23 protein-coding genes are annotated in these 24,463 nt (G+C 72.7%); 9 read left to right on the plus strand and 14 right to left on the minus strand.

Annotated features, from left to right (window positions below):
- Nucleotides 1–11 precede the first annotated feature (11 nt).
- Both sufB and QSK52_RS08725 read right to left on the minus strand, forming a co-directional pair.
- The gene (gene sufB, locus QSK52_RS08720; RefSeq protein ID WP_285735345.1) at nucleotides 12–1,424 is read right to left on the minus strand and encodes a Fe-S cluster assembly protein SufB; all 1,413 of its coding nucleotides are present in this window, start codon (nucleotides 1,422–1,424) and stop codon (nucleotides 12–14) included.
- Nucleotides 1,421–2,278: a helix-turn-helix transcriptional regulator gene (locus QSK52_RS08725; RefSeq protein WP_435053196.1), complete on the minus strand. Its 858-nt coding sequence runs from the start codon at nucleotides 2,276–2,278 to the stop codon at nucleotides 1,421–1,423. The genes sufB and QSK52_RS08725 overlap by 4 nt, the downstream gene beginning before the upstream one ends.
- 124 nt (nucleotides 2,279–2,402) lie before the next feature.
- On the opposite strand from QSK52_RS08725, the gene QSK52_RS08730 reads away from it, so the two are divergent.
- Complete coding sequence (locus QSK52_RS08730) at nucleotides 2,403–3,320, plus strand: ABC transporter ATP-binding protein (RefSeq protein WP_285735346.1); 918 nt, start codon at nucleotides 2,403–2,405, stop codon at nucleotides 3,318–3,320.
- Complete coding sequence (locus QSK52_RS08735; RefSeq protein WP_285735347.1) at nucleotides 3,317–4,087, plus strand: ABC transporter permease; 771 nt, start codon at nucleotides 3,317–3,319, stop codon at nucleotides 4,085–4,087. Before QSK52_RS08730 ends, QSK52_RS08735 begins: the two co-directional genes overlap by 4 nt.
- Before the next feature lie 62 nt (nucleotides 4,088–4,149).
- On the opposite strand, the gene QSK52_RS08740 is transcribed toward QSK52_RS08735, so the two are convergent.
- Nucleotides 4,150–5,448: a choice-of-anchor A family protein gene (locus tag QSK52_RS08740; RefSeq protein WP_285735348.1), complete on the minus strand. Its 1,299-nt coding sequence runs from the start codon at nucleotides 5,446–5,448 to the stop codon at nucleotides 4,150–4,152.
- 243 nt (nucleotides 5,449–5,691) lie between these two features.
- Here QSK52_RS08740 and QSK52_RS08745 point away from each other — a divergent pair, with 243 nt between their 5' ends.
- Entirely contained in the window at nucleotides 5,692–6,642 is a 951-nt protein-coding gene (locus QSK52_RS08745; protein WP_285735349.1) for a COX15/CtaA family protein, read from the plus strand.
- A 93-nt stretch (nucleotides 6,643–6,735) separates the two neighbouring features.
- Here QSK52_RS08745 and QSK52_RS08750 read toward each other — a convergent pair whose 3' ends face one another.
- Together QSK52_RS08750 and QSK52_RS08755 are read right to left on the minus strand one after the other, a co-directional pair.
- A complete protein-coding gene (locus tag QSK52_RS08750; protein ID WP_285735350.1) occupies nucleotides 6,736–7,068 on the minus strand; it encodes a hypothetical protein in 333 nt (110 codons plus the stop codon).
- Nucleotides 7,069–7,077: 9 nt separating this feature from the next.
- Complete coding sequence (locus QSK52_RS08755; RefSeq protein WP_285735351.1) at nucleotides 7,078–8,322, minus strand: FAD-dependent monooxygenase; 1,245 nt, start codon at nucleotides 8,320–8,322, stop codon at nucleotides 7,078–7,080.
- 83 nt (nucleotides 8,323–8,405) lie between these two features.
- On the opposite strand from QSK52_RS08755, the gene QSK52_RS08760 reads away from it, so the two are divergent.
- Nucleotides 8,406–9,050, plus strand: coding sequence for a DUF2461 domain-containing protein (locus QSK52_RS08760; RefSeq protein WP_285735352.1), 645 nt, complete (start codon nucleotides 8,406–8,408; stop codon nucleotides 9,048–9,050).
- A 28-nt stretch (nucleotides 9,051–9,078) separates the two neighbouring features.
- Here the strand turns inward: QSK52_RS08760 and QSK52_RS08765 are convergent, their stop codons facing one another.
- A complete protein-coding gene (locus tag QSK52_RS08765; protein ID WP_285735353.1) occupies nucleotides 9,079–10,023 on the minus strand; it encodes a heme o synthase in 945 nt (314 codons plus the stop codon).
- A gap of 402 nt (nucleotides 10,024–10,425) precedes the next feature.
- On the opposite strand from QSK52_RS08765, the gene tkt reads away from it, so the two are divergent.
- The 5 genes from tkt to pgl all read left to right on the plus strand — a co-directional run bounded on the left by tkt (nucleotide 10,426) and on the right by pgl (nucleotide 17,246).
- The gene (gene tkt, locus QSK52_RS08770; RefSeq protein WP_285735354.1) at nucleotides 10,426–12,522 is read left to right on the plus strand and encodes a transketolase; all 2,097 of its coding nucleotides are present in this window, start codon (nucleotides 10,426–10,428) and stop codon (nucleotides 12,520–12,522) included.
- Between the two features lie 96 nt (nucleotides 12,523–12,618).
- Nucleotides 12,619–13,758 (plus strand): transaldolase, encoded by a 1,140-nt coding sequence (gene tal / locus QSK52_RS08775; RefSeq protein ID WP_285735355.1) that lies wholly within the window; start codon nucleotides 12,619–12,621, stop codon nucleotides 13,756–13,758.
- Between the two features lie 70 nt (nucleotides 13,759–13,828).
- Entirely contained in the window at nucleotides 13,829–15,388 is a 1,560-nt protein-coding gene (gene zwf / locus QSK52_RS08780) for a glucose-6-phosphate dehydrogenase (protein ID WP_285735458.1), read from the plus strand.
- A complete protein-coding gene (gene opcA / locus QSK52_RS08785) occupies nucleotides 15,385–16,512 on the plus strand; it encodes a glucose-6-phosphate dehydrogenase assembly protein OpcA (protein WP_285735356.1) in 1,128 nt (375 codons plus the stop codon). The genes zwf and opcA overlap by 4 nt, the downstream gene beginning before the upstream one ends.
- Nucleotides 16,509–17,246, plus strand: coding sequence for a 6-phosphogluconolactonase (gene pgl, locus QSK52_RS08790; RefSeq protein WP_285735357.1), 738 nt, complete (start codon nucleotides 16,509–16,511; stop codon nucleotides 17,244–17,246). The genes opcA and pgl overlap by 4 nt, the downstream gene beginning before the upstream one ends.
- Nucleotides 17,247–17,318: 72 nt before the next feature.
- Here pgl and QSK52_RS08795 read toward each other — a convergent pair whose 3' ends face one another.
- From QSK52_RS08795 to rapZ, 8 genes are all read right to left on the minus strand, one after another.
- The gene (locus tag QSK52_RS08795) at nucleotides 17,319–17,606 is read right to left on the minus strand and encodes an RNA polymerase-binding protein RbpA (protein ID WP_014138616.1); all 288 of its coding nucleotides are present in this window, start codon (nucleotides 17,604–17,606) and stop codon (nucleotides 17,319–17,321) included.
- 162 nt (nucleotides 17,607–17,768) lie between these two features.
- On the minus strand, nucleotides 17,769–18,002 hold the full coding sequence (secG, locus tag QSK52_RS08800; RefSeq protein WP_285735358.1) for a preprotein translocase subunit SecG: 234 nt from the start codon (nucleotides 18,000–18,002) through the stop codon (nucleotides 17,769–17,771).
- A gap of 88 nt (nucleotides 18,003–18,090) precedes the next feature.
- Complete coding sequence (gene tpiA, locus QSK52_RS08805) at nucleotides 18,091–18,876, minus strand: triose-phosphate isomerase (RefSeq protein WP_285735359.1); 786 nt, start codon at nucleotides 18,874–18,876, stop codon at nucleotides 18,091–18,093.
- Between the two features lie 7 nt (nucleotides 18,877–18,883).
- Nucleotides 18,884–20,089, minus strand: coding sequence for a phosphoglycerate kinase (locus tag QSK52_RS08810; RefSeq protein WP_285735360.1), 1,206 nt, complete (start codon nucleotides 20,087–20,089; stop codon nucleotides 18,884–18,886).
- Between the two features lie 160 nt (nucleotides 20,090–20,249).
- Nucleotides 20,250–21,257, minus strand: coding sequence for a type I glyceraldehyde-3-phosphate dehydrogenase (gene gap / locus QSK52_RS08815; RefSeq protein ID WP_285735361.1), 1,008 nt, complete (start codon nucleotides 21,255–21,257; stop codon nucleotides 20,250–20,252).
- Between the two features lie 229 nt (nucleotides 21,258–21,486).
- A complete protein-coding gene (gene whiA, locus QSK52_RS08820; protein WP_014138611.1) occupies nucleotides 21,487–22,467 on the minus strand; it encodes a DNA-binding protein WhiA in 981 nt (326 codons plus the stop codon).
- Entirely contained in the window at nucleotides 22,458–23,522 is a 1,065-nt protein-coding gene (locus QSK52_RS08825) for a gluconeogenesis factor YvcK family protein (RefSeq protein WP_435053197.1), read from the minus strand. Before QSK52_RS08825 ends, whiA begins: the two co-directional genes overlap by 10 nt.
- 62 nt (nucleotides 23,523–23,584) lie before the next feature.
- A complete protein-coding gene (gene rapZ, locus QSK52_RS08830; RefSeq protein ID WP_285735460.1) occupies nucleotides 23,585–24,463 on the minus strand; it encodes an RNase adapter RapZ in 879 nt (292 codons plus the stop codon).

A 24,463-nucleotide genomic window follows, 5' to 3' on the forward strand; every position in this document is an offset into this window, starting at 1 on the left:
CTGACGGCGCGTCAGCCGACCGCGCCCTCCATCTGCAGCTCGATCAGCCGGTTCAGCTCCAGCGCGTACTCCATCGGCAGCTCGCGGGCGATCGGCTCGACGAAGCCGCGCACGATCATCGCCATCGCCTCGGTCTCGCTCAGGCCGCGGCTCATCAGGTAGAACAGCTGGTCCTCGGAGACCTTGGAGACGGTCGCCTCGTGGCCCATCGACACGTCGTCCTCGCGGACGTCCACGTACGGGTAGGTGTCCGAGCGGGAGACGGTGTCCACCAGCAGCGCGTCGCACAGCACGTTCGACTTGGCGCCGTGCGAGCCCTCGCCGATCTCGATCAGGCCGCGGTAGGAGGTGCGGCCGCCGCCGCGCGCCACCGACTTGGAGACGATGTGCGAGGAGGTGTTCGGCGCCATGTGGACCATCTTCGCGCCGGCGTCCTGGTGCTGGCCCTCGCCCGCGAAGGCGATCGAGAGGGTCTCGCCCTTGGCGTGCTCGCCCATCAGGTAGACGGCCGGGTACTTCATGGTGACCTTGGAGCCGATGTTGCCGTCGATCCACTCCATGGTCGCGCCCTCGTACGCCACGGCGCGCTTGGTGACCAGGTTGTAGACGTTGTTCGACCAGTTCTGGATGGTCGTGTAGCGGCAGCGGCCGCCCTTCTTGACGATGATCTCGACCACCGCGGAGTGCAGCGAGTCCGAGGAGTAGATCGGCGCGGTGCAGCCCTCGACGTAGTGGACGTAGGCGTCCTCGTCGACGATGATCAGCGTCCGCTCGAACTGGCCCATGTTCTCGGTGTTGATCCGGAAGTAGGCCTGCAGCGGGATGTCCACGTGCACGCCCTTCGGCACGTAGATGAACGAGCCGCCGGACCACACCGCGGTGTTCAGCGCGGCGAACTTGTTGTCGCCGGCCGGGATGACGGTGCCGAAGTACTCCTTGAAGAGCTCCGGGTGCTCCTTGAGCGCGGTGTCGGTGTCCAGGAAGATGACGCCCTGCTCCTCCAGGTCCTCGCGGATCTGGTGGTAGACGACCTCGGACTCGTACTGGGCGGCGACGCCGGCCACCAGGCGCTGCTTCTCCGCCTCCGGGATGCCGAGCTTGTCGTAGGTGGCCTTGATGTCGGCGGGCAGGTCCTCCCAGGACTCGGCCTGCTTCTCGGTCGAGCGCACGAAGTACTTGATGTTGTCGAAGTCGATGCCCGACAGGTCGGAGCCCCAGGTCGGCATCGGCTTCTTGCCGAACAGCTTGAGGCCCTTGAGGCGGAGGTCGAGCATCCACTCGGACTCGTTCTTCTTCGCCGAGATGTCGCGGACGACCGCCTCGCTCAGACCGCGCTTGGCGGCGGCTCCGGCGGTGTCCGAGTCGGCCCAGCCGTACTCGTACTTGCCGAGGCCTTCGAGCTCGGGGTGTGCGATGTCAGTCATGCGAGGTTCCTCCGCGCGGACGAGCCGTTTTCGATGGGGGACGTACCGGCAGTCGGCGCGGCACCGGGCGTCCGGGCGGACGACGGTGCGGCACCGGGTGCCGGCACATACGTGGTGCAGACCCCGTCGCCGTGGGCGATGGTGGCCAGCCGTTGCACATGGGTGCCCAGGAGCTGGGAGAAGACCTCGGTCTCCGCCTCGCAGAGCTGCGGGAACTGCTCGGCGATGTGCGCGACCGGGCAGTGGTGCTGGCAGAGCTGGGCGCCGGCCGGTGCGGCGGGCGCAGCGGCGGCGGACGGGACGCGCCGCACCGTGGCAGCGTACCCGTCGGCACTGAGCGCCTCGGCCAGTGCCTCGGCGCGCCGCTCGGCGGCGGCCGCGGCCAGCGCGTCCTGGTAGCGCTCGCCCTGCTTGGCGAGCCGGGCCCGGGCGAAGGCGGCGACCGCCTCCTCGCCCGCGCTGCCGCCGCCGGCCGTCTCGGAGATCCAGCGCAGCGCGTCGGCGGCGAGCTGGTCGTAGGCCTGGTAGAAGGCGTCGCGCCCGCCGTCGGTGAGCGCGAACACCTTGGCCGGGCGGCCCCGGCCGCGGCTGCCGTGGACCCGCTGCTCGCGGGCGTGCACCAGCCCGGCGGCGGCCAGGCCGTCGAGGTGGCGGCGGACGGCCGCCGGGGTCAGGCCGAGGCGGCTGGCCAGGTCGGCGGCCGAGGAGGGGCCGTGGTCGAGGATCGAGCGGGCGACCCGGTCCCGGGTCGCCAGGTGGGCCTCGGCCAGGGCCTCCGGGGCCGCCGCGGGCACGGCGCAGCCGGGAGCGTCGGGCTCCCCGGACTGGGTCTCGTGCTCGCGGATGTTTTTCACAACACGATTGTTGCGTAATTCGTCGGCCGGAAACAAGCCGTGACCCACGCCTCACCGGTGTCGTCCGTCACGAAAGGCAAGCCTTACCCGGGGAGCGGTGTGAGCTGCTCCTAGACTCGCCGGTATGCATGCAGACCCCGCCGTCGAGGTGACCGCACTGGTCAAGCGGTACGGCGACAAGACCGCCGTGGACGGGCTGAGCCTGACCATCGCCCGGGGCACCGTGACCGCGGTGCTGGGCCCCAACGGCGCGGGCAAGACCACCACGATCGAGACCTGCGAGGGCTACCGCCGCCCCGACGCGGGCACCGTCCGGGTGCTCGGCCTGGACCCGGTCGCCCGAGCCGCGCAGCTGCGGCCGCGGATCGGCGTGATGCTCCAGTCCGGGGGCGTGTACGCCGGTGCGCACGCCCTCGAAATGCTCCGGCACACCGCCAGGCTGTACGCCCACCCGCTGCCGGTCGGCCCGCTCGCCGAGCGCCTCGGCCTGGACTCCTGCGGCCGCACCCCGTACCGCCGGCTCTCCGGCGGCCAGCAGCAGCGCCTCGCCCTGGCGATGGCCGTGGTCGGCCGCCCCGAGCTGGTCTTCCTGGACGAGCCCACCGCCGGCCTCGACCCGCAGGCCCGCCGCGCCACCTGGGAGCTGGTCACCGAGCTGCGCGCCGCGGGCGTCACCGTCGTCCTCACCACCCACCAGATGGACGAGGCCGAGCAGCTCGCCGACGAGGTCGCCGTCGTCGACCGCGGCCGGGTCATCGCCCAGGGCTCCCCCGACGCGCTGCGCGGCACCGAGGCCCGGCTGCGCTTCGACGGCCCGCCCGCCCTCGACCTGGCCCCGCTGCGCAAGGTCCTCCCCGACCGGGCCGTGGTCACCGAGACCGCCCCCGGCTCCTACCGCGTCGAGGCCGAACTCGACGCCGCCCTGCTGGCCGCCGTCACCGGCTGGTGCGCCGAGGCCGGGGTGATGCCCGACAGGCTCGCGGTGCAGCGCCGCAGCCTCGAAGACGTCTTCCTCGACCTGACCGGACGGGACCTGCGATGACCGCCACCGACCTCACCCCCCGCCCGGGCGCCGCCCCGGTCGGCCGGATGCTGCTCGCGCAGACCGCCCTGGAGACCAGGATGCTGCTGCGCAACGGCGAGCAGCTGCTGCTCACCGTGGTCATCCCGACCCTGCTGCTGGTGCTGTTCTCCGCGGTCGACGTGGTCGACGTGGAGGGCCCGGGCGAGCGGGTCGACTTCCTGGCGCCCGGCCTGCTGGCGCTGGCGGTGATGTCCACCGCGTTCACCGGGCAGGCCATCGCCACCGGCTTCGAGCGCCGCTACGGCGTGCTCAAGCGGCTGGGCGCGACGCCGCTGCCGCGCTGGGCGCTGCTGTCCGCGAAGACCGGCTGCGTGCTGGTCACCGAGCTGCTGCAGGTGCTGCTGCTGTCCGGCATCGCCCTGGCGCTGGGCTGGTCCCCGCACGGCAACCCGCTGGCGGTGCTGCTCCTGCTGGTGCTGGGCACCGCCGCGTTCTCCGGCCTGGGCCTGCTGATGGCGGGCACCCTGCGGGCCGAGGCCACGCTGGCCGGGGCCAACCTGGTGTTCGTCCTGCTGCTGCTGGCGGGCGGCGTGGTCGTCCCGCTGTCGAAGTTCCCCGGCGCGGTGCGCCCGGTGCTGGAGCTGCTGCCGATCTCGGCGCTCTCCGACGGCCTGCGCTCGGTCCTGCAGCTCGGCGGCGGCGTCCCCTGGGCCGACCTCGGCCTCCTGGCCGGCTGGTCGGTGCTGGGCCTGGCCGCCGCGTCCCGCCTCTTCCGCTGGGAGTAGCCCGGCACGGAGGACGGCCCCGGGAGCGGTGCTCCCGGGGCCGTCGCCGTTCCACCCGCCGGTCAGGAGGCGCCGTTGGCCTTCTTGCGGCGCGCCGCGTAGACGATGCCGCCGCCCGCGGCGAGCACCACGATGCCGCCGACGGTCAGCGTGGTGATGCCCTCGGCGCCGGTGAAGGCCAGGCCGCCACCGCCACCGCCACCGCCGCCGTTCGAGCCGCCGCCGGTGGAGCCGCTGCGGCTCGCCGACGGGGACGGGGCCGCGCTGCCCGGGCCGCTCGCGCTCGGCGACGGGCTCGCGGAGCCGCCGGGCGTCGCCGGGGCGCTGCCGGACGGGGCCGGGCTCCCGGGGGTGCCGGTGCCGGTGCTCGCCGACGGCGAGGGGCTGCTGGACGGCACGGTGGTGGTGCCGCCGGGCAGGCAGCCGGCGAACGGGTAGTGGTGGGTCTCCGCGCCGCCGCTGCCGGTCAGCGACTTGGCCCACACCGACCCGTTGACCGGGCCGCCGGTGCCGAGCTCGAACGCCGCGTTCGGGGCGAGGATGCTGCCCGGCCAGGCGTTGCCGCTGCGCTTGGTGACCGAGGTCGCGGTCGGGAAGTTCCACAGCAGCTTGGCGCGCTCGGCGCCGCCGTCCGCGGACTGCGACTTGTCGTCCTGGACGTAGGCCGACCTGGCGTGGTCCCAGATCCAGAACCCGGTGGTCGGGCCCTTGTTCTGGTCGTACGCGCCGCCCGTGACGTTGACGATCGTGGTGGAGCCCGCCGGGACCTTGAGGTAGACGTCCCCGGCCTTCTGCAGCACCTCGGCGGTGACGGTGAACACGTTGGTGGTCGCGTCGGTGCCGGTGAAGGTGATCGTCCGGTCCTGGGAGACCGGGGCGCCACCCGTGGTCTTCGCCAGTTCGGTGGAGACGTGCCGCAGGTTGGCGAACTCCTTGCCGAAGTCGATCGGCGAGGTGCCCTTGGAGACGCCCTCCAGCTGGCCGCCGCCGACGACCTTGCCGGCGTAGACGCCCTTGCCCTTCATGACCTGGACGTGGGCGCCGTTCTGGATCAGGTCGCCGCCCACCACCAGCGCGTAGCCGCCGGGCAGGGCGTCGACCTCGGCCTTGGTGAGCTCGTTGCCCACGGTGAAGCCGGACTTGCTGAAGTCGGCGTTGCCGCCGACCGCGACCGCCCCCTCGGCGTCCGGGCTGTGGGTGTCGTTGCCCTCGATGAACTCGCCGTACTTCCCGGCGACCCCGAGGTCGAAGCAGGTGCCGCCCGTCGCGGGGGCGGCGGTCGCGGCGGTCGGGACGACCAGGGCCGCGAGGGCGAGCGAGCCACCGAGCGCCACGGCGGCAGCGGATATGGACTTGCGCATGTGCAGGAGACTCCGCGTGTGGGTGCGGGCAGGAGTGTGAGATGAGCCCAATCCGGAAAAAGGTATGGACCAAGCCGCACTCTCGCGGCCGACGACTCGGCAGGTCAAGGCCGTTGACCGACACGCTCGAAATGATCCTTTTTGTCTCCCGCCCGTACCGGAACGTTTCAGCTCCGACCGCCCCCCGCCCGCACCGCCGCGCCCGGGGCCGGAGCACCGCGTAAGCCCGCCTACGATGGTCCGGTGACCAACCCGCTCTCCCTCCTCGCCGAACGCTGGCACCCGACCCCGCAGCACGTCCGCCGGGCGGCGCTGGCCGCACTGGTGATGAGCGTGGTGATCGTGGTGACCGGCGGCGCCGTCCGGCTGACCGACTCCGGCCTGGGCTGCACCACCTGGCCCGCCTGCACCGACGGCAGCGTGACGCCGACGCCGGAGATGGGCGTGCACGGCGTCATCGAGTTCACCAACCGGATGCTCACCTACGTGCTGTCCGCCGCGATCGGCTGGTTCATCCTGGCCGCCCGCTGCGCGAAGCCGTGGCGCCGCTCGCTGACCCGGCTCGGCTGGGCCCAGTTCTGGATGGTGGTCGCCAACGCGGCGCTCGGCGGCGTCACCGTGCTGACCCACCTCAACCCGTACGTGGTGGCGCTGCACATGGTCGCCGCCCTGGGCCTGGTCTGGGCGGCCGTGCTCGGCTGGGAGCGCGGCAAGGAGGGCGACGGCGCGCCGCACCTGCTGGTGGCGCCCGGGATCCAGCGCTTCGCGCAGGTGCTGGTGGCCTCGATCGGCGCGCTGGTGCTGGCCGGCACGCTGGTCACCGGCGCGGGCCACCACCCGGGTTCGGCCGGCACCTGGCGCATCCCGGTCGACTACGACCGCCTCGCCCAGGCCCACGCCGACCTGGTGTTCCTCTCGGTGGGCCTGACGCTGGCCGCGCTGCTGGTGTTCGCCGCGGTCAAGGCCCCGCCCGCCGCCCGGGCCCGGGTGCGGGAGCTGTTCGTCCTGCTGCTGCTGCAAGGGCTGCTCGGCTTCGTCCAGTACTTCACGGACGCCCCGGAGGCCATGGTCGGCCTGCACATGCTGGGCGCCGCGGTGATCTGGGGCGCCGCCCTGCGCGTCCCGCTGGCGCTGCGCACCCGGGCGGGCATCCCGGCCCAGTCCGCGGCCCCGTCCGCCGAACTGGTCGCCTGAGCCCCCGCACCGCCCCGCACCGGAGCAGCGCGAGGCCCCGGAACGCACGACGGCCCGCCGGTCACCCGGCGGGCCGTTCCCGTGCGCGGCGGGTCAGATCTGGATGCCCGCCATCCGCTTCCACTCGTACGGGCCGGTCCTCACCTTCAGGCCCAGCTCGCCCTCGAAGCTGTCGTGCAGGGTGATCCCGGCCAGCTCGGCGGCCCGGCGGCCGACCGGGTAGCTGGGCGCGACCTGGTCGCCCCAGGCGCCGTCCGCGCCGACCAGGACGATCCGGGTGGCGACGGCGCCGACGTACTCCACGACGCCGTCGGCGCTGCCGCCGTGCTGCGCGGCGAAGCTGCTCAGGTGCTTGGCAATGCGCTTGGCGCGGCGCTCGGCGCGGGCGTCCGGCGCGGTGGTGGTGGCGGTGTCCGCGTTGGTCATGTCCGCATGCTACCGAGGGGTAGCGCCGCTGGCGACGGTGGTGAGCTGTGCCGGAGCCCACACCTCCGCGGCCCGCAGCTCGCCCGCCCCGGCGTAGGCGCGGGCGAAGGCGGTGGCCTCCGGACCGGGGCGGGCGATCCGGTGGATCCGCTCCAGCCGCAGCCGCAGCGCGAACTCGCGCTGCTCGGGCGGCAGCCCGGCGGGCAGGTGGAGCAGGTCGAGCAGCCCGTCGGAGAACTCCTGGGTGCGCCAGGCGGCCGCCAGCCGGCGCTGCTGGTAGCCGTCCAGCGCGCTGCCGTCGCCGTCGCCGTCGAGGTCCTGCAGCAGCGCTCCGGCCAGGTCGACGACGTCGGCGACGGCCGAGTTGAGGCCCTTGGCGCCGGAGGGGGTGACGGTGTGCGCGGCGTCCCCGGCCAGCAGCAGCCGTCCGTGCCGCATCCGGCGGGCGACCCGGCCGCGCATCCGCAGCACCCCGGTCTCCAGCAGCTCGCCGGGCCGCGGGTCGGTGCCCGCCAGGTCGAGCCGCCGCCCCAGCTCGCCGCGGATCCGGGCCGCGTCCCAGTCCTCCAGCCGCTCCCCGGCGGGCACCTCCAGGTAGAACCGGCCGACCTCGGCGGTGCGCGGCATCATCCCGGCGAACCCGTCCGCGTGCACCGCGTACCGCACGGCCGCCACCGGCCGGTCGATCCGGGCCAGCACGGTCAGCCAGTCGTACGGGTAGCGGCGGGCCACCCCCTCGGCCCGGTCGGGGAAGGCGGCGGCGACCGGGCCGTGCGCACCCTCGCAGCCGACCGCCCACGCGGCGCGCAGCTCCCCGTCCGCGGTGCGCAGCACGGGCCGCCCCGCGCCGTCCGGCGCCACCGCCGCGACGGGCGAGGAGAAGGCGATCGTGCCGCCGTCCGCCTCGTAGGCGGCGACCAGGTCGCGGACCAGCAGCTGCTGCGGGTACACCCAGTGCTGCGCCCCGCCGGACAGCGCGCCGTAGTCGACGGTGACCCGCTCGCCGAGGCAGCTGATCTCGCACCGCCCGTGCCGCTGCCCCTCCGCGACCAGCCGGTCCGCCAGGCCCAGCCCGCGCAGGTGCTCCACCACCCGGTGCTCCAGCACCCCGGCCCGGGCGGTGCCCTCCAGCTCGGCCCGGGAGAGCCGCTCGTGGACGGCCGCGTCGACGCCCGCCCGGCGCAGCAGGTGCGCCAGCACCAGCCCGGCGGGCCCGGCGCCGACGATCGCGACGGTGGTGCTGCGGGCGGTCATCGGCGCTCTCCCGGTGCTCTCGGCGGACGTCCGCAACCTAGCACCTGACGCGGCGTCAGCCCGGTGGCGTGAATACTGTCCGGGTGAACGATTTCCGTGGCTGGCCGGCCGAGGCGCTGGAGTTCTACGAGCACCTGGAGGCCGACAACTCGAGGACCTTCTGGGCCGCGCACCGCGCGGTGTACGACGAGGTGGTGCGGGCGCCGATGGAGGCGCTGCTGGCGCGGCTGGAGCCGGAGTTCGGGCCGGGGAAGATCTTCCGCCCGAACCGGGACGTCCGCTTCTCCGCCGACAAGTCGCCGTACAAGACGCACATCGGCGGGTACCTGGAGTCCGGCGGCTACGTGCAACTGTCGGCGGACGGGCTGGCCTGCGGGCTGGGCTACTACCACCTGGCGAGCGACCAACTGGCGCGCTACCGCGCGGCGGTGGCCGAGGACGTGCCGGGCGCCGAGCTGGAGCGGGTGGTGGCGGCCGTCCGCGCGGCCGGTCCGCAGGTGGTGGGGCGGGACAGCCTGAAGACGGCGCCGCGCGGCGTCCCCAAGGACCACCCGCGGATCGAACTGCTGCGCCACAAGGGCCTGATCGCCTGGCAGGAGTGGGAGCCCGCGGCCTGGCTGGGCACCGCGAGGGCGTACGGCCGGATCACCGGCTTCCTGCACGCGGCGGCGCCGCTGCACGCGTGGCTGGAGAACCACGTCGGCCCCAGCGAGCTTCCGCCGCGCTGAGGCCGAGGGGTCGAGCAGGAGGAGGGGGTCAGCCCACGAAGGGGTCGATCGCGACGACCAGGAACAGCAGGGTCAGGTAGGTGATCGACCAGTGGAACAGTCGCATCTCCTTGAGCTTGGGGCCCACGATGCCGGCCCTGGCGCGCGACTGGAGGGCGTACGCCTCCTTCATCCACAGCGCGCCGAGGACCGCGGCGACGGACGGGTACAGCCAGCTGGTGTGCGCGGCGGGCCACAGCAGCAGCGAGGTCGCGACCATCACCCAGGAGTAGGCGACGACCTGCTTGGCGACGCCGATGTTGCCGCGGATCACCGGCAGCATCGGCACCCCGGCCTTGGCGTAGTCGTCGCGGACCTTCATCATCAGCACCCAGGTGTGCGGCGGCGTCCAGAAGAACACCACCAGGAACAGCACCAGGGCCGCCCAGGACAGCGAGTCGGTGACCGAGGACCAGCCGACCAGCACCGGCATGCACCCGGCGATGCCGCCCCACACCACGTTCTGCGAGGTGCGGCGCTTGAGGCCGAGGGTGTAGACGAAGACGTAGAACAGCAGGGCGCCCAGCGCGAGCGCCGAGGACAGCCAGTTGACCAGGACGCCGAGCCACAGGGTGGAGACCACGGCCAGCGTGACGCCGAAGACCAGCGCCTCGCGCGGGGAGACCATGCCGGTGACGATCGGACGCCGTTCGGTGCGGGACATCACCGCGTCGATGTCCCGGTCGATGTACATGTTCAGCGCGTTGGCGCCGCCCGCCGAGAGGTAGCCGCCGACCACGACCGCGAGCACCCGCCACAGGTTGGGGACGCCGCCCTGGGCCAGGAACATCACCGGCACCGTGGAGATCAGCAGGAGTTCGATGATCCGGGGCTTGGTGAGGGCCACGAAGGCCCCGACGCGGGCCCCGAACGGCCGGGGCGCGGTCCTCGTCCCTACCACCACCCCTGCGGGGCGGGATTCGACGGCGGTCACGGACACCTCAACAGTCGATGAACTTCCACAGGCGACCCGGAGAACCCGCAGGGTGCCCGCCGTCCGCTCTGCGCGTACCACGCAACCATAGACGTTCCATATCTCCCGATCCGCCCCGGGGTCCCCGGCGAGCCGCGCCCGCTCCCGTCCTGCCCATCGGAACGGGCAAACCCTCCCCGTACGGGTGAAGGTGGGACAGAGCGATTGACGCCGAGCCGGTGGAATGCGACGCCGCCGTCTCACGTTGCCCCGGCACAGAGGGTGAGGTGCGCCGCAAACGGTAGGCTCGCACGGAGAAGCGGGATCAACCCTCCGTGATCTGCACCAGCCACAGCGGCGTGGCCGACCGGTCCTCTTCACGGGGTCACACTTCACAGAATCCGGAAGGAGCCCTGAGTCAGGGTGAGCACCACGCCGAACGTCTTTGAGTGGAGCGAGTCGGACCAGCGGGCCGTCGACACGGCCCGGGTCCTGGCGATGGACGCCGTGCAGAAGGTGGGGAACGGGCACCCCGGCACGGCCATGTCGCTGGCTCCCGCCGCGTACCTCATCTTCCAGCGCTTCCTGCGCCACGACCCGACCGACCCGTCCTGGGTGGGCCGGGACCGCTTCGTGCTCTCCCCCGGGCACACCTCCCTCACGCTGTACACCCAGCTGTTCCTGTCCGGCTACGGGCTGTCGCTGGACGACCTGAAGGCCTTCCGGGTCGCGGGCAGCCGCACCCCCGGCCACCCCGAGCACGGCCACACCGCGGGCGTCGAGACCACCACCGGCCCGCTCGGCCAGGGCATCGGCAACGCGGTCGGCATGGCGATGGCCGCCCGCTACGAGCGCGGCCTGTTCGACCCGGACGCGGCGCCCGGCACCTCGCCGTTCGACCACACCATCTGGGCGATCGTCTCCGACGGCGACCTGGAGGAGGGCATCTCCGCGGAGGCGTCCTCGCTGGCCGGCCACCAGAAGCTGGGCAACCTGGTTGCGGTGTACGACGACAACCACATCTCGATCGAGGGCGACACCGCCACCGCGTTCTCCGAGGACGTGCTGGCCCGCTACGAGGCGTACGGCTGGCACGTCCAGCGGGTCGCCCCGAAGGCCGACGGCGACATCGACGTGGCCGCGCTGGCCGCCGCGCTGGAGGCCGCCCGGGCCGAGACCGGCAAGCCGTCGATCATCGCGATGCGCACCATCATCGCCTGGCCCGCGCCGAACGCCCAGGACACCGCCAAGGCGCACGGCTCGGCCCTCGGCGACGCCGAGATCGCCGCCACCAAGAAGGTGCTCGGCTTCGACCCGGCCAAGACCTTCGAGGTCTCCGACGAGGTCGTCGCGCACACCCGCAAGGTCGTCCAGCGCGGCCAGGCCGCCCGCGCCGCCTGGGACGCCGAGCTCGCCGAATGGCGCGCCGCCAACCCGCAGCGCGCCGCCGAGTTCGACCGGATCCAGATCGGCGAGCTGCCCGACGGCTGGGAGAAGGCCGTCCCGGTCTTCCCGGCCGGCAAGGACGTCGCCACCCGCAAGGCCTCCGGCGACACCCTCAAGGCGGTCGGCAAGCTGGTCCCCGAGCTCTGGGGCGGCTCCGCGGACCTCGCCGAGTCCAACCTGACCACCATCGACGAGGAGTCCTCCTTCCTCCCGGAGGGCAACCCGCTCAAGAGCGCCTCGCCGTACGGCCGCACCATCCACTACGGCATCCGCGAGCACGCCATGGGCTCGGTGATGAACGGCATCGCGCTGCACGGCCGCACCCGCGTCTACGGCGGCACCTTCCTGGTGTTCTCCGACTACATGCGCCCCGCGGTCCGGCTCGCCGCGCTGATGAAGCTGCCGGTGGTCTACGTCTGGACGCACGACTCGATCGGCCTCGGCGAGGACGGCCCGACCCACCAGCCGGTCGAGCACCTGGCCGCGCTGCGCGCGATCCCCGGCCTGGCCGTGGTCCGCCCGGCGGACGCCAACGAGACCGCCGTGGTGTGGCGCACCGTGCTGGAGCGGCAGACCAGCCACCCCGGCCCGGTCGGCCTGGCGCTGACCCGCCAGGGCGTGCCGACCTTCGACCGCGAGGTGTTCGGCTCCGCCGAGGGCGCGGCCAAGGGCGGCTACGTGCTGGCCGAGGCCGAGGGCGGCGAGCCCAAGGTCATCCTGATCGGCACCGGCTCCGAGGTGCAGCTGGCCGTGCAGGCCCGCGAGGTGCTGCAGTCCGAGGGCGTCCCGACCCGGGTGGTCTCGCTGCCGTCGGTGGAGTGGTTCAACGAGCAGGACCAGGCGTACCGCGACAGCGTGCTGCCGCCGAACGTCCGGGCCCGGGTCTCGGTCGAGGCGGGCATCGCCCAGGGCTGGCGCGAGCTGGTCGGCGACGCCGGTCGGATCATCAGCCTGGACCACTTCGGCGCCTCCGCCGACTACCAGGTGCTGTACCAGGAGTTCGGCATCACCGCCGACGCGGTCGCCAACGCCGCCCGCGCCTCGCTGCGCACGGTCGAGGCCGTCTCCCGCTGACGCGGTGACCCGCCCGGTCCGGGGTATCCGCACAGCCCCGGACCGGCTCCCCGAACTCCACCAGACGTACGAAAAGAAGAAGAGGGACTGAGCACCATGACCGACGCTTTGAACCGCCTCAGCGAAGAAGGCGTGGCGATCTGGCTCGACGACCTGAGCCGCGAGCGCCTGAACTCCGGCAACCTGGCCGAGCTGGTGCAGGAGAAGCACGTCGTCGGCGTCACCACCAACCCGACCATCTTCCAGAAGGCCATCGGCAGCGGCAGCACCGCCTACGACGGCCAGCTGACCGACCTCGCGGTCCGCAAGGTCACCACCGAGGAGGCGATCCGCATGATCACCACCTCGGACGTGCGCGACGCCGCCGACGTGCTGCGCCCCGTGTACGACGCCTCCAACGGCCGCGACGGCCGGGTCTCCATCGAGGTCGACCCGCGCCTGGCCCACCGCACCGACGCCACCGTGGCCGAGGCCAAGCAGCTGTGGTGGCTGGTCGACCGCCCCAACGTGCTGATCAAGATCCCCGCCACCATGGGCGGCCTGCCCGCGATCAGCCAGGTGCTGGCCAAGGGCATCAGCGTCAACGTCACGCTGATCTTCTCGCTGGAGCGCTACAAGGCCGTCATCGACGCCCACCTGACCGGCCTGGAGCAGGCCAAGGCCGCCGGCCTCGACCTCTCGCAGATCGAGTCGGTCGCCTCGTTCTTCGTCTCCCGCGTGGACACCGAGATCGACAAGCGCCTGGACGCGGTCGGCACCCCCGAGGCCAAGGAGCTGCGCTCCAAGGCCGCCGTCGCCAACGCCCGCCTCGCCTACCAGGCGTACGAGGAGGTCTACGGCTCGGTGGACGGCTCCAAGCCCGCCTCCGCGCGCTGGGCGGCCCTGGAGGCGGCCGGCGCCAAGCCGCAGCGCCCGCTGTGGGCGTCCACCGGCGTCAAGGACCCGAACCTGCCGGACACCCTCTACGTGACCGAGCTGGTCGCTCCGGGCACCGTCAACACCATGCCCGAGGCCACCCTGGACGCCACCGACGACCACGGCGAGGTCACCGGCGACACCATCACCCCGAACTACGCCGACGCCAAGGCCGTGCTCGACGCGGTCGCCGCCGCGGGCGTGGACTACGACGACGTGGTCCAGGTCCTGGAGGACGAGGGCGTGCAGAAGTTCGAGGCGTCCTGGACCGAGCTGCTCGACACCGTCACCGCGGCGCTCGACGCGCACGGCAAGAACTGACTCCTGCTCACGAACTGACGTCACGGAAGCGGAGCACACCACAGTGAGCAACACCCAGCCGTACCCGGATGTGGAGGGCACGGAACCGGCCGCGGGCGACACCCCGGACCGGCCCGTCAACCCGCTGCGCGACCCCGCCGACCGGCGGCTCCCGAGGATCGCCGGCCCGTCCGGACTGGTGATCTTCGGCGTCACCGGCGACCTGTCGCGCAAGAAGCTGATGCCGGCGGTCTACGACCTCGCCAACCGCGGCCTGCTGCCGCCGGGCTTCTCGCTCGTCGGGTTCGCCCGCCGCGAGTGGGAGGACGAGGACTTCGCCAACGAGGTGCACGACGCCGTCAAGGAGCACGCCCGCACGCCCTTCCGCGAGGAGGTCTGGCAGCAGCTGGCGAAGGGCATGCGCTTCGTCCAGGGCGACTTCGGCGACGACGAGGCCTTCGACACCCTGCGCCGCACCATCGAGGACCTCGACCGGGCGCAGGGCACCGGCGGCAACTTCGCGTTCTACCTGTCGGTGCCGCCGAAGTTCTTCCCGACCGTGGTCCAGCAGCTCAAGAAGCACGGTCTGACCGACCCGGCCCCGGGCTCCTGGCGCCGGGCCGTGATCGAGAAGCCGTTCGGCCACGACCTGGCCAGCGCCCAGGAGTTGAACCGGATCGTCCACGAGGTCTTCCCCCGGGACGAGGTCTTCCGGATCGACCACTACCTGGGCAAGGAGACCGTCCAGAACATCCTGGCGCTCCGCTTCGCCAACCAGATGTTCGAGCCGATCTGGAACCGGTCGTACGTCGACCACGTGCAGATCACCATGGCCGAGGACATCGGGATCGGCGGCCGGGCCGGCTACTACGACGGGATCGGCTCCGCCCGTGACGTCATCCAGAACCACCTGCTGCAGCTGATGGCGCTGACCGCCATCGAGGAGCCGGCGTCCTTCCACCCGAAGGCGCTGGTCGCCGAGAAGCTGAAGGTGCTCAGCGCCGTCAAGCTGCCCGCCGACCTGGGCGCGCACACCGTGCGCGGCCAGTACGCGGCGGGCTGGCAGGGCGGCGAGGAGGTCGTCGGGTACCTGGACGAGGACGGCATCAACCCCGAGTCCCGGACCGACACCTACGCCGCCATCAAGCTGGAGATCAACAACCGGCGCTGGGCGGGCGTCCCGTTCTACCTGCGCACCGGCAAGCGGCTGGGCCGCCGGGTCACCGAGATCGCGGTGGTCTTCCAGCGCGCCCCGTACCTGCCGTTCGACTCCTACGCCACCGAGGAGCTCGGCCAGAACGCCCTGGTGATCCGCGTCCAGCCGGACGAGGGCGTGACCGTGCGCTTCGGCTCGAAGGTCCCCGGCACCGCGCTGGAGGTCCGCGACGTCACGATGGACTTCGCCTACGGCGAGTCCTTCACCGAGTCCAGCCCCGAGGCGTACGAGCGCCTCATCCTGGACGTCCTGCTGGGCGACGCGAACCTCTTCCCGCGGCACCAGGAGGTCGAGCTGTCCTGGCAGATCCTCGACCCGATCGAGCAGTACTGGGACGCCAACGGCAAGCCCGCGCAGTACCCGGCCGGCACCTGGGGGCCGGTCGAGGCGGACGAGATGCTCGCACGAGACGGCAGGAGCTGGCGCCGGCCATGAAGATCGACCTGACGGACACCACGTCCAGCAAGATCAACGCTGCCCTGATGGACGCCCGCCGGTCCAGCGGCTCGACCGCCGCCGGCATGGTGCTGACCCTGGTCATCGTGACCGACGAGGGCAGCGCCTACGACGCCCTCAAGGCCGCCAACGACGCCTCCCGCGAACACCCCTCGCGGACGCTCGCCGTCATCAAGCGGGCCGGCCGCTCCCCCCGCGCCCGGGCCGAGACCCGGCTCGACGCGGAGATCCTGGTCGGCACCGACGCGGGCAGCGGTGAAACGGTCATCCTGCGCATGCACGGCGAACTCGCCGCGCACGCCCAGTCGGTGGTCCTGCCGCTGCTGCTGCCCGACGCCCCCGTGGTGGTCTGGTGGCCGGACAACGCCCCGCTCAACCCCGCGCAGGACCCCTTGGGCGCGCTCGCCCAGCGCCGCATCACCGACGCGGTGACCGCGGAGTCCCCGGTCGGCCAGCTCGCCCAGCGGGCGGCCGGCTACACCCCCGGCGACACCGACCTCGCCTGGACCAGGATCACCGGCTGGCGCTCCATGCTGGCCGCCGCCCTGGACCAGCGCGACGTCACCATCACCGGCGCCGTGGTCGAGGGCGAGTCGTACAACCCCAGCGTCGAACTGCTCGGCCTGTGGCTGCACAACCGCCTGCGCGTCCCGGTCGAGCGGGTCGTCACCGGCGGCCCGGGCATCACCGCCGTCCGGCTGCGCACCGCGGACGGCGACATCACCCTCGACCGTCCCGACGGCCTGCTCGGCACGCTCTGCATGCCGGGCGCGCCCGACCGGATGGTCGCGCTCAAGCGCCGCGACACCGCCGAACTGATCGCCGAGGAACTGCGCCGCCTGGACCCCGACGACATCTACGCCACCGCCGTCCGCACCCCGGTCGAGCGGCTGCGCGAGCGGATCGCCGGGGTCGAGCACGCGGGCCCCGGCGGCACCGTGGAGGCCGAGGCCCCCGCGGCGGAGGAGCCCAAGGTGGTGGAGGCCGCGGTCGCCAACCCGGCCCGGGTCACCGCCAAGCTGCCGGCCGAGGCCCCGACGGCCAAGCGGACCACGGCCAAGAAGGCCGCCAAGGCCGCCCCGCGCAAGCGGAGCGGCCAGTGAGCGGCGACCGGGTCCTGGTCCACCGGGACGCCGCGCTGCTGGCCCAGGCGGCCGCCGCCCGGCTGCTCACCGCCCTGGTCGACGCCCAGTCCGCCCGCGGCACCGCACACCTGGTGCTCACCGGCGGCCGCAACGGCAACGCCCTGCTGGCCGCGCTCGCCACCCACCCGGCGCGCGACGCGGTCGACTGGGCGCACGTCGACCTGTGGTGGGGCGACGAGCGCTACCTCCCGGCCGGCGACCCGGACCGCAACGCCGTCCAGGCCGCCGCGTTCCTGGACGCCGTCCGGCCGCTCGGCGCCCGGGTGCACGAGATGCCCGCGGACGACGGCGGGTCGGCCGAGGACGCCGCGGCCCGCTACGCCGCCGAGCTGGCGGCCGCGGCCGACGGCGGCGCGCAGCTGCCCGTCTTCGACGTCCTGCTGCTGGGCGTCGGCCCCGACGCGCACGTCGCCTCGCTCTTCCCCGGCCACCCCGGCACCGAGCGCACCGACGGCACCGTCATCGCCGTGCACGACTCGCCCAAGCCCCCGCCCACCCGCCTCTCGCTGACCCTCCCCGCCCTGCAACGGGCCCGCCAGGTCTGGCTGCTGGCCGCGGGCGAGGACAAGGCCGGGGCGGTGGCCCTGGCCCGCACCGCCCCCGGGGCCGCCGCGGCCCCGGCCGGCGCGGTGCACGGCACCGAGCAGACCCTGTGGTTCCTCGACGGGGCCGCCGCGGGCGAGCTCGCCTAGGGCCCGCACCCGTACGCGCGAAGGGCGCCACCGGTTGACCGGTGGCGCCCTTCGCGTCGTGCTCCGCTCTGCTCAGATCTCGCCGCGGAGCTTGGCCAGCGCCTCGGCGAGGATCGCCTCGCCGTCCGCGTCGGTGCGACGCTCGCGGACGTAGGCGAGGTGGGTCTTGTAGGGCTCGTTGCGGGCCGGGGCGGGCGGGTTGTGCTCGTCCTGGCCGGCCGGGAACCCGCAGCGCGGGCAGTCCCAGGTGTCGGGGATGGCCGCCTCGGCGGCGAAGCTGGGGCGCGTTTCGTGCTTGTTCGCGCACCAGAAGGAGATGCGGTTGCGCGGGGCGGACTCGCCGCGCTCCGCCTCGCCCATCGGGCCGGCGCCGACTCTGCTGCCCCGGATCGCGTTGCCACTTGCCACGGTCTGACTCCCTGCGTGCTGGTGCCGTCCGGCCGCGGCTGGGCGGACGGTGGCGAAGTCGTCCTAGTGTAAGCGGGAGTTAAGCCTTCGCCACCATCGCCCGCCGACTTCGTCTCAGTTGGTCTTGAGCAGCAGCCCGAGGACCACGATGCAGGCGAACCAGGCGATGCCGATGATCACGGTGATGCGGTCGAGGTTGCGCTCGGCCACCGCGGAACCGCCACCGGTCGAGGCCGCGCCGCCGCCGAACATGTCGGACAGGCCGCCGCCCTTGCCCTTGTGGAGGAGCACCAGCAGGATCATCAGCAAGCTCAGGATGATCAGAGCAATCTCGAACCCGAGAACCACGACGGGACCAACTCTCTCGAATCTTCGGCGAAGGGGCCGGGCCCGCTCCACGCGGTCCGGCCCCAAAGCCTACGTTGCTGCAGGGGCGTTAGCCTACTGCCTGCTCACGGTAGCGCACGATCTTGACGAACTCGTCGGCGTCCAGCGAGGCACCGCCGATCAGGCCGCCGTCGATGTCGGGCTTGGCCATCAGGCCGGCCGCGGACGAGGACTTCACCGAACCGCCGTACAGCACGCGGACCTTGTCGGCCAGCTCGGCCCCGTACAGCTCGGCCAGCCGGGCCCGGATCGCGCCGCAGACCTCCTGCGCGTCCTCGGGGGTGGCGACCTCGCCGGTGCCGATCGCCCAGACCGGCTCGTACGCGACGACGATGCTCTCGGCGTCGCTCGCCGGGACGCCGTCCAGGGCGCCGTCGAGCTGGGCGAGGGTGTACACGACGTGGGTGCCGGCCTTGCGGATCTCCAGCGGCTCGCCGATGCACAGGATCGGGGTGATCCCGTTGCGGTAGGCGGCCTTGACCTTGGCGTTGACGATCTCCTCGTTCTCGCCGTGGTACTGGCGGCGCTCGGAGTGGCCGATGACCGCGTAGGCGACCTTCAGCTTCGCCAGCATCGGGCCGGACACCTCGCCGGTGTAGGCCCCGCCGTCGTGCTGGGAGATGTCCTGCGAGCCGTACTTGAGCTTCAGCTTGTCGCCGTCGACCAGGGTCTGCACGGAGCGCAGGTCGGTGAACGGGACCAGGACGGCGACCTCGACGGCCTCGTAGTCCTTGTCGGCCAGCGAGAACGCCAGCTTCTGGGTGTGCTGGATGGCCTCGAGGTGGTCGAGGTTCATCTTCCAGTTGCCCGCCATCAGCGGGAGACGCTCAGTCATGTCCTTCTCAGTCCTCCAGGGCGGCGAGACCGGGGAGGGTCTTGCCCTCCAGGTACTCGAGGCTGGCGCCACCGCCGGTCGAGATGTGTCCGAACTTCGTCTCGTCGAAGCCCAGGGTGCGGACCGCCGCCGCCGAGTCGCCGCCGCCGACCACGGTGAACGCGTCGGAGTCGAGCAGCGCCTGGGCGACCGCCCGGGTGCCGTCGGCGAACGCCGGGTGCTCGAAGACGCCCATCGGGCCGTTCCAGAACACGGTCCGCGCGTCGGCGATCTTCTCCGCGAACAGCTGCGCGGTCCGCGGGCCGATGTCCAGGCCGATCGCGCCGTCCGGGATGGCCTCCACGTCGACGACCGCGAAGTCCTCGACCGGGGCGCCGGTCTTGACGTCCGGGAAGCTGCCGGAGACCGCGGTGTCGACCGGGACCACGAACTCGACGCCCTGCTCGGCGCCGCGCTTCAGGTAGTCCTGGACGACCGGGATCTGGTCCTCCTGGAGCAGCGAGGCGCCCACGCCGTGGCCCTGGGCCGCGATGAAGGTGTACATCATGCCGCCGCCGATCAGGATCCGGTCGGCCTTGCCGAGCAGGTTCTCGATCACGCCGACCTTGTCGGAGACCTTCGAGCCGCCGAGCACCACCACGTACGGGCGGGCCACGTCCTCGGTGAGGCGCTTGAGGACGCCCACCTCGGTGGCGATCAGGTCGCCGACCGCGTGCGGCAGCCGGGCCGGGAGGTCGTAGACGGAGGCGTGCTTGCGGTGCACCGCGCCGAAGCCGTCGCCCACGTAGAGGTCCGCGAGGGCGGCCAGCTGGTCGGCGAACGCGCCGCGCTCGGCGTCGTCCTTGGAGGTCTCGCCGGCGTTGAAGCGCAGGTTCTCCAGCAGCGTGACCTCGCCGTCGCCGAGGGCGGCGACGGTGGCCTTCGCGCTGTCCCCGACGGTGTCGGTGGCGAAGGCCACCGGGCGGCCGAGGATCTCGCCGAGGCGGACGGCCACCGGCGCGAGGGAGAACTTCGGGTCCGGCTCGCCCTTGGGACGGCCCAGGTGGGAGGCGACGACCACGCGGGCGCCGCGCTCGACGAGCTTGGCGATGGTCGGCGCGACGGCGCGGATCCGGCCGTCGTCGGTGATGGTGTCACCGGACAGCGGCACGTTGAGGTCGGCGCGGACGAACACCCGCTTGCCGGAGACCTCCAGGTCTTCGATCGTCTTCACGGTCATGCTCCTCAGGGGTGGAACGGTGCGCAGACGGCGACACGACGGCGGGCCACCGGTAAGGGGGTAGGACGGACGAGGGGGCGCAGCGGCAGGGCCCGGTCGGCGTAAGACAGCCGTCCGGGCCCTGCCCCTTACGTCACGTCAGCTACCGCTGGGGTCAGAGCTGGTCGCCGACGAGGGAGACCAGGTTGACGAGGCGGTTGGAGTAGCCGAACTCGTTGTCGTACCAGCCGAGCACCTTGACCTGGTTGCCCTGGACCATCGTCAGCTGCGAGTCGAAGATGCAGGAGTGCGGGTCGTTCACGATGTCCGAGGAGACGATCGGGTCCTCGGTGTACGCCAGGTAACCCTTGAGCGGGCCCTCCTGGGCGGCCTTCTGGAACGCGGCGTTGACCTCGTCCTTGGTGACCTCGCGCTCAAGGGTGACCACCAGGTCGGTGATGGAGCCGGTCGGGACGGGGACGCGCAGCGAGGTGCCGTCCAGCTTGCCCTTCAGCTCCGGCAGGACCAGGGAGGTGGCCTTGGCGGCGCCGGTCGAGGTCGGGATGATGTTCTGCGAGGCGGCGCGGGCGCGACGCAGGTCCTTGTGCGGGAAGTCCAGGGTGACCTGGTCGTTGGTGAAGGCGTGCACGGTGGTCATCAGGCCCTTGACGATGCCGAAGTTCTCGTGCAGGACCTTCGCCATCGGCGCCACGCAGTTGGTGGTGCAGGAGGCGTTCGAGATGATGTCGTGCGCCGCCGCGTCGTACTTGTCCTCGTTGACGCCCAGGACGATGGTGATGTCCTCGTCGGTGGCGGGCGCCGAGATGATGACCTTCTTCGCACCGGCGGTGATGTGCTTCTTCGCAGCATCGGCCTTGGTGAAGATGCCGGTGGACTCGACGACGATGTCGGCGCCCAGGGCGGCCCAGGGAAGGTTGGCGGGGTCGCGCTCGGCGGTGACCTTGAAGGTGTGACCGTCGACGGTGATGCTGTCCTCGGTGTGCGAGACCTCGCCGGGGAAGGTACCGAGAGTGGTGTCGTACTTGAGCAGGTGAGCCAGCGTCTTGGTGTCGGTCAGGTCGTTGACACCGACGATCTCGATGTCAGCGCCCTGGGACTTGACCGCACGGAAGAAGTTGCGGCCGATGCGGCCGAACCCGTTGATGCCTACCCGGATCGTCACGAACCGATCTCCTCTTAGGTACGCCGGGCCGGAGCCCGACGGGGGTGAAATTTGGGTTGTCCCCGACCACTGCTGACCCTACCTCGCCCAAGTGTCGCAAGGCACATCGCCTCACCGGTTGGGACGGGGCGGCCCGGGTGCGCCGGAGGGGCGCACGCAGCAGGTGCGGCAGCTGCCGCGACCTGCTCCGCACGCCCCTCCGGTGCGTCGTCGGCCGGTTGACCGGCCGTCAGTTCAGGGCCATCTCCTCGGTCAGGTTGGCCTCGGTGTTCGGCAGGCCGAGTTCGGCGGCCCGCTTGTCGGCCATCGCCAGCAGGCGGCGGATCCGCCCGGCCACCGCGTCCTTGGTCAGCGGCGGGTCGGCGAGCGCGCCGAGCTCCTCCAGCGAGGCCTGCTTGTGCTGCATGCGCAGCGCGCCGGCCGCGGCCAGGTGCTCGGGCACCTCCTCGCCGAGGATCTCCAGGGCGCGCTGCACCCGGGCGCCCGCGGCGACCGCGGCGCGGGCCGAGCGGCGCAGGTTGGCGTCGTCGAAGTTGGCCAGCCGGTTGGCGGTGGCCCGCACCTCGCGGCGCATCCGGCGCTCCTCCCAGGCCAGCACGGACTCGTGCGCGCCGAGGCGGGTGAGCAGCGCACCGATCGCGTCGCCGTCGCGGATCACCACCCGGTCGACGCCGCGGACCTCGCGGGCCTTGGCCGGGATGCCGAGCCGGCGGGCCGCGCCGACCAGGGCGAGCGCCGCCTCCGAGCCCGGGCAGGTGATCTCCAGGGAGGAGGAGCGCCCGGGTTCGGTCAGCGAGCCGTGCGCGAGGAAGGCGCCGCGCCAGGCCGCCTCCGCGTCGCAGGTCGCGCCGGACACCACCGCCGGGGGCAGGCCCCGGATCGGCCGTCCGCGTCCGTCCACCAGCCCGGTCTGCCGGGCCAGCAGCTCGCCGTCCTTCACCACCCGCACCACGTACCGGCTGCCGCGTCGCAGCCCGCCGGGGGCCATCACCACCAGATCCGAGGAGTGTCCGAAGATCTCCAGGAGGTCCTTGCGCAGCCGCCGTGCCGCAATGCCGGTGTCCAGCTCCGCCTCGATCACGATGCGGCCGCTCACAATGTGCAGTCCGCCCGCAAAACGCAGGATCGCCGAGACCTCCGCCTTGCGGCAGCAGGCACGGGTGACGGGAAGCCGGGAGATCTCGTCTTTCACCGCTGCCGTCATCGCCATGGGCCGATCCTTCCATGAGTCCGGAAAATCCGGTCGTACGCGGCGGCCAAGAGCTCCGCGTCGTGTCGCGGCGTCCCGTCCGCGCGGGCCACCGGGTCGAGCACCAGGGCGGCGCCCATCCGTTCGGCGGCCCGCTCCAGGCCGGCCAGGTCGGCGACCCCGAAGGCGCCGCCGCTGACCGCCCGCTCGTCCACCAGGATCGCATCCACGGCCAGCTCCGGGGCGTGGTCGGCGATCACCTCCAGGTGGCGCTGCGGGGTGAAGCCCTCGGTCTCGCCGGGCTGCGGGGCCAGGTTGAGGGTGAGCAGGCGGCGGGCCCGGGTCTCGGTGAGGGCCTTGGCGAGCTCCGGGACGAGCAGGTGCGGCAGCACGCTGGTGAACCAGGAGCCGGGGCCGAGCACCACCCAGTCCGCCTCCAGGACGGCCTGCACGGCCTCCGGGACGGCCGGGGGGCCGTCCGGCAGCAGCCGGATCGACTGCACGGTGCCGGGGGTGACCGCCACCGCGGCCTGGCCGCGCACCGCCGTCACCTCGGCGGGGCGCAGCGGGTCGTGGCCGCGCACCCGGGCCTCGATGTCCAGCGGGACGGCGGACATCGGCAGCACCCGGCCCTGCACGTTCAGCAGCCGGCCGACCCAGTCCAGCGCCTCCACCGGGTCGCCGAGCTTCTCCCACAGCGCCACGATCAGCAGGTTGCCGACCGCGTGGCCGCCGAGCTCGCCGGTGCCCGCGAAGCGCTGTTGGATCACCTCGGACCACGTCCGGCCCCACTCGTCGTCGCCGCAGAGCGCGGCCAGCGCCTTGCGCAGGTCGCCGGGCGGCAGCACGCCGAGTTCGGCGCGCAGCCGCCCGCTGGAACCGCCGTCGTCCGCGACGGTGACCACGGCGGTCAGTTCGGTGGTGAGCCGGCGCAGCGCGGACAGCGAGGCGGACAGGCCCTGCCCGCCGCCCAGCGCGGCCACCCTCAGCCGGTTGGGCTTCGGCGCGCCGGGGCGGGGGACCCGCTCGGCGGGTCTGGTCCGGAGTTGCTGCCGCGCTGGCACGTATCCCGTCACGCCGACACCGTGTTCCTGTCTCGTGCTCGACCGGGGCGGCGGCGCGGGGGGTTCCCGGCCGTCTACTCCCGGCCCATGTCCCGGTGGACCAGCACCGTCTCGACCCCGTCCGCGATCAGACGCTTGGTCAGCTGCTCGGACATCGCCACGCTGCGGTGCTTGCCTCCGGTGCAGCCTACGGCAAGCGTCATGTAGCGCTTCCCCTCCCTGCGGTAACCCTCGGTGATGATCCGCAGCAGCTCGGTGTAGCCGTCCACGAACTGCTGCGCCCCGGGCTGCTGGAACACGTACTCCGCCACCTCCGGGTCGGTTCCGGTACGGGCGCGCAGCTCGGGGACCCAGTGCGGGTTGGGCAGGAAGCGGCAGTCCACCACCAGGTCGGCGTCGACCGGCAGGCCGTACTTGAAGCCGAAGGACATCACGGTGGCGCGCAGCTCCGGCTCGTCCTGGCCGGCGAACTGGGCGTCCATCTTGGCGCGCAGCTGGTGCACGTTGAGGTTGGAGGTGTCGAGCACCAGGTCGGCCTCGCCGCGCAGCTCGCGCAGCAGTTCGCGCTCGCGGGCGATGCCGTCGACGATCCGGCCGTCGGCCTGCAGCGGGTGCGGGCGGCGGACCGACTCGAAGCGGCGCACCAGCGCGTCGTCCGAGGAGTCCAGGAAGACCACCCGCAGCCGGACGCCGCGCTTCTCCAGCTCCTCCAGCGAGGTCAGCAGGTCGTCGAAGAAGGTGCGGCCGCGGACGTCGACCACGGCGCCGATCCGCGGCACCGCGCCCTGCGAGCGGGCGCCCAGGTCGACCATGGTGGGGATCAGCGCGGGCGGCAGGTTGTCGACCACGAACCAGCCGAGGTCCTCCAGGCACTTGGCGGCGGTGGAGCGCCCCGCCCCGGACATACCGGAGATGATCACCAGCTCGGGGGTGGTCTCTCCCCCGTTGGACAC

The sequence above is a fragment of the Kitasatospora phosalacinea genome (assembly GCF_030268885.1).
In the GTDB taxonomy this organism is placed as follows: Bacteria; Actinomycetota; Actinomycetes; order Streptomycetales; family Streptomycetaceae; genus Kitasatospora; species Kitasatospora phosalacinea_C.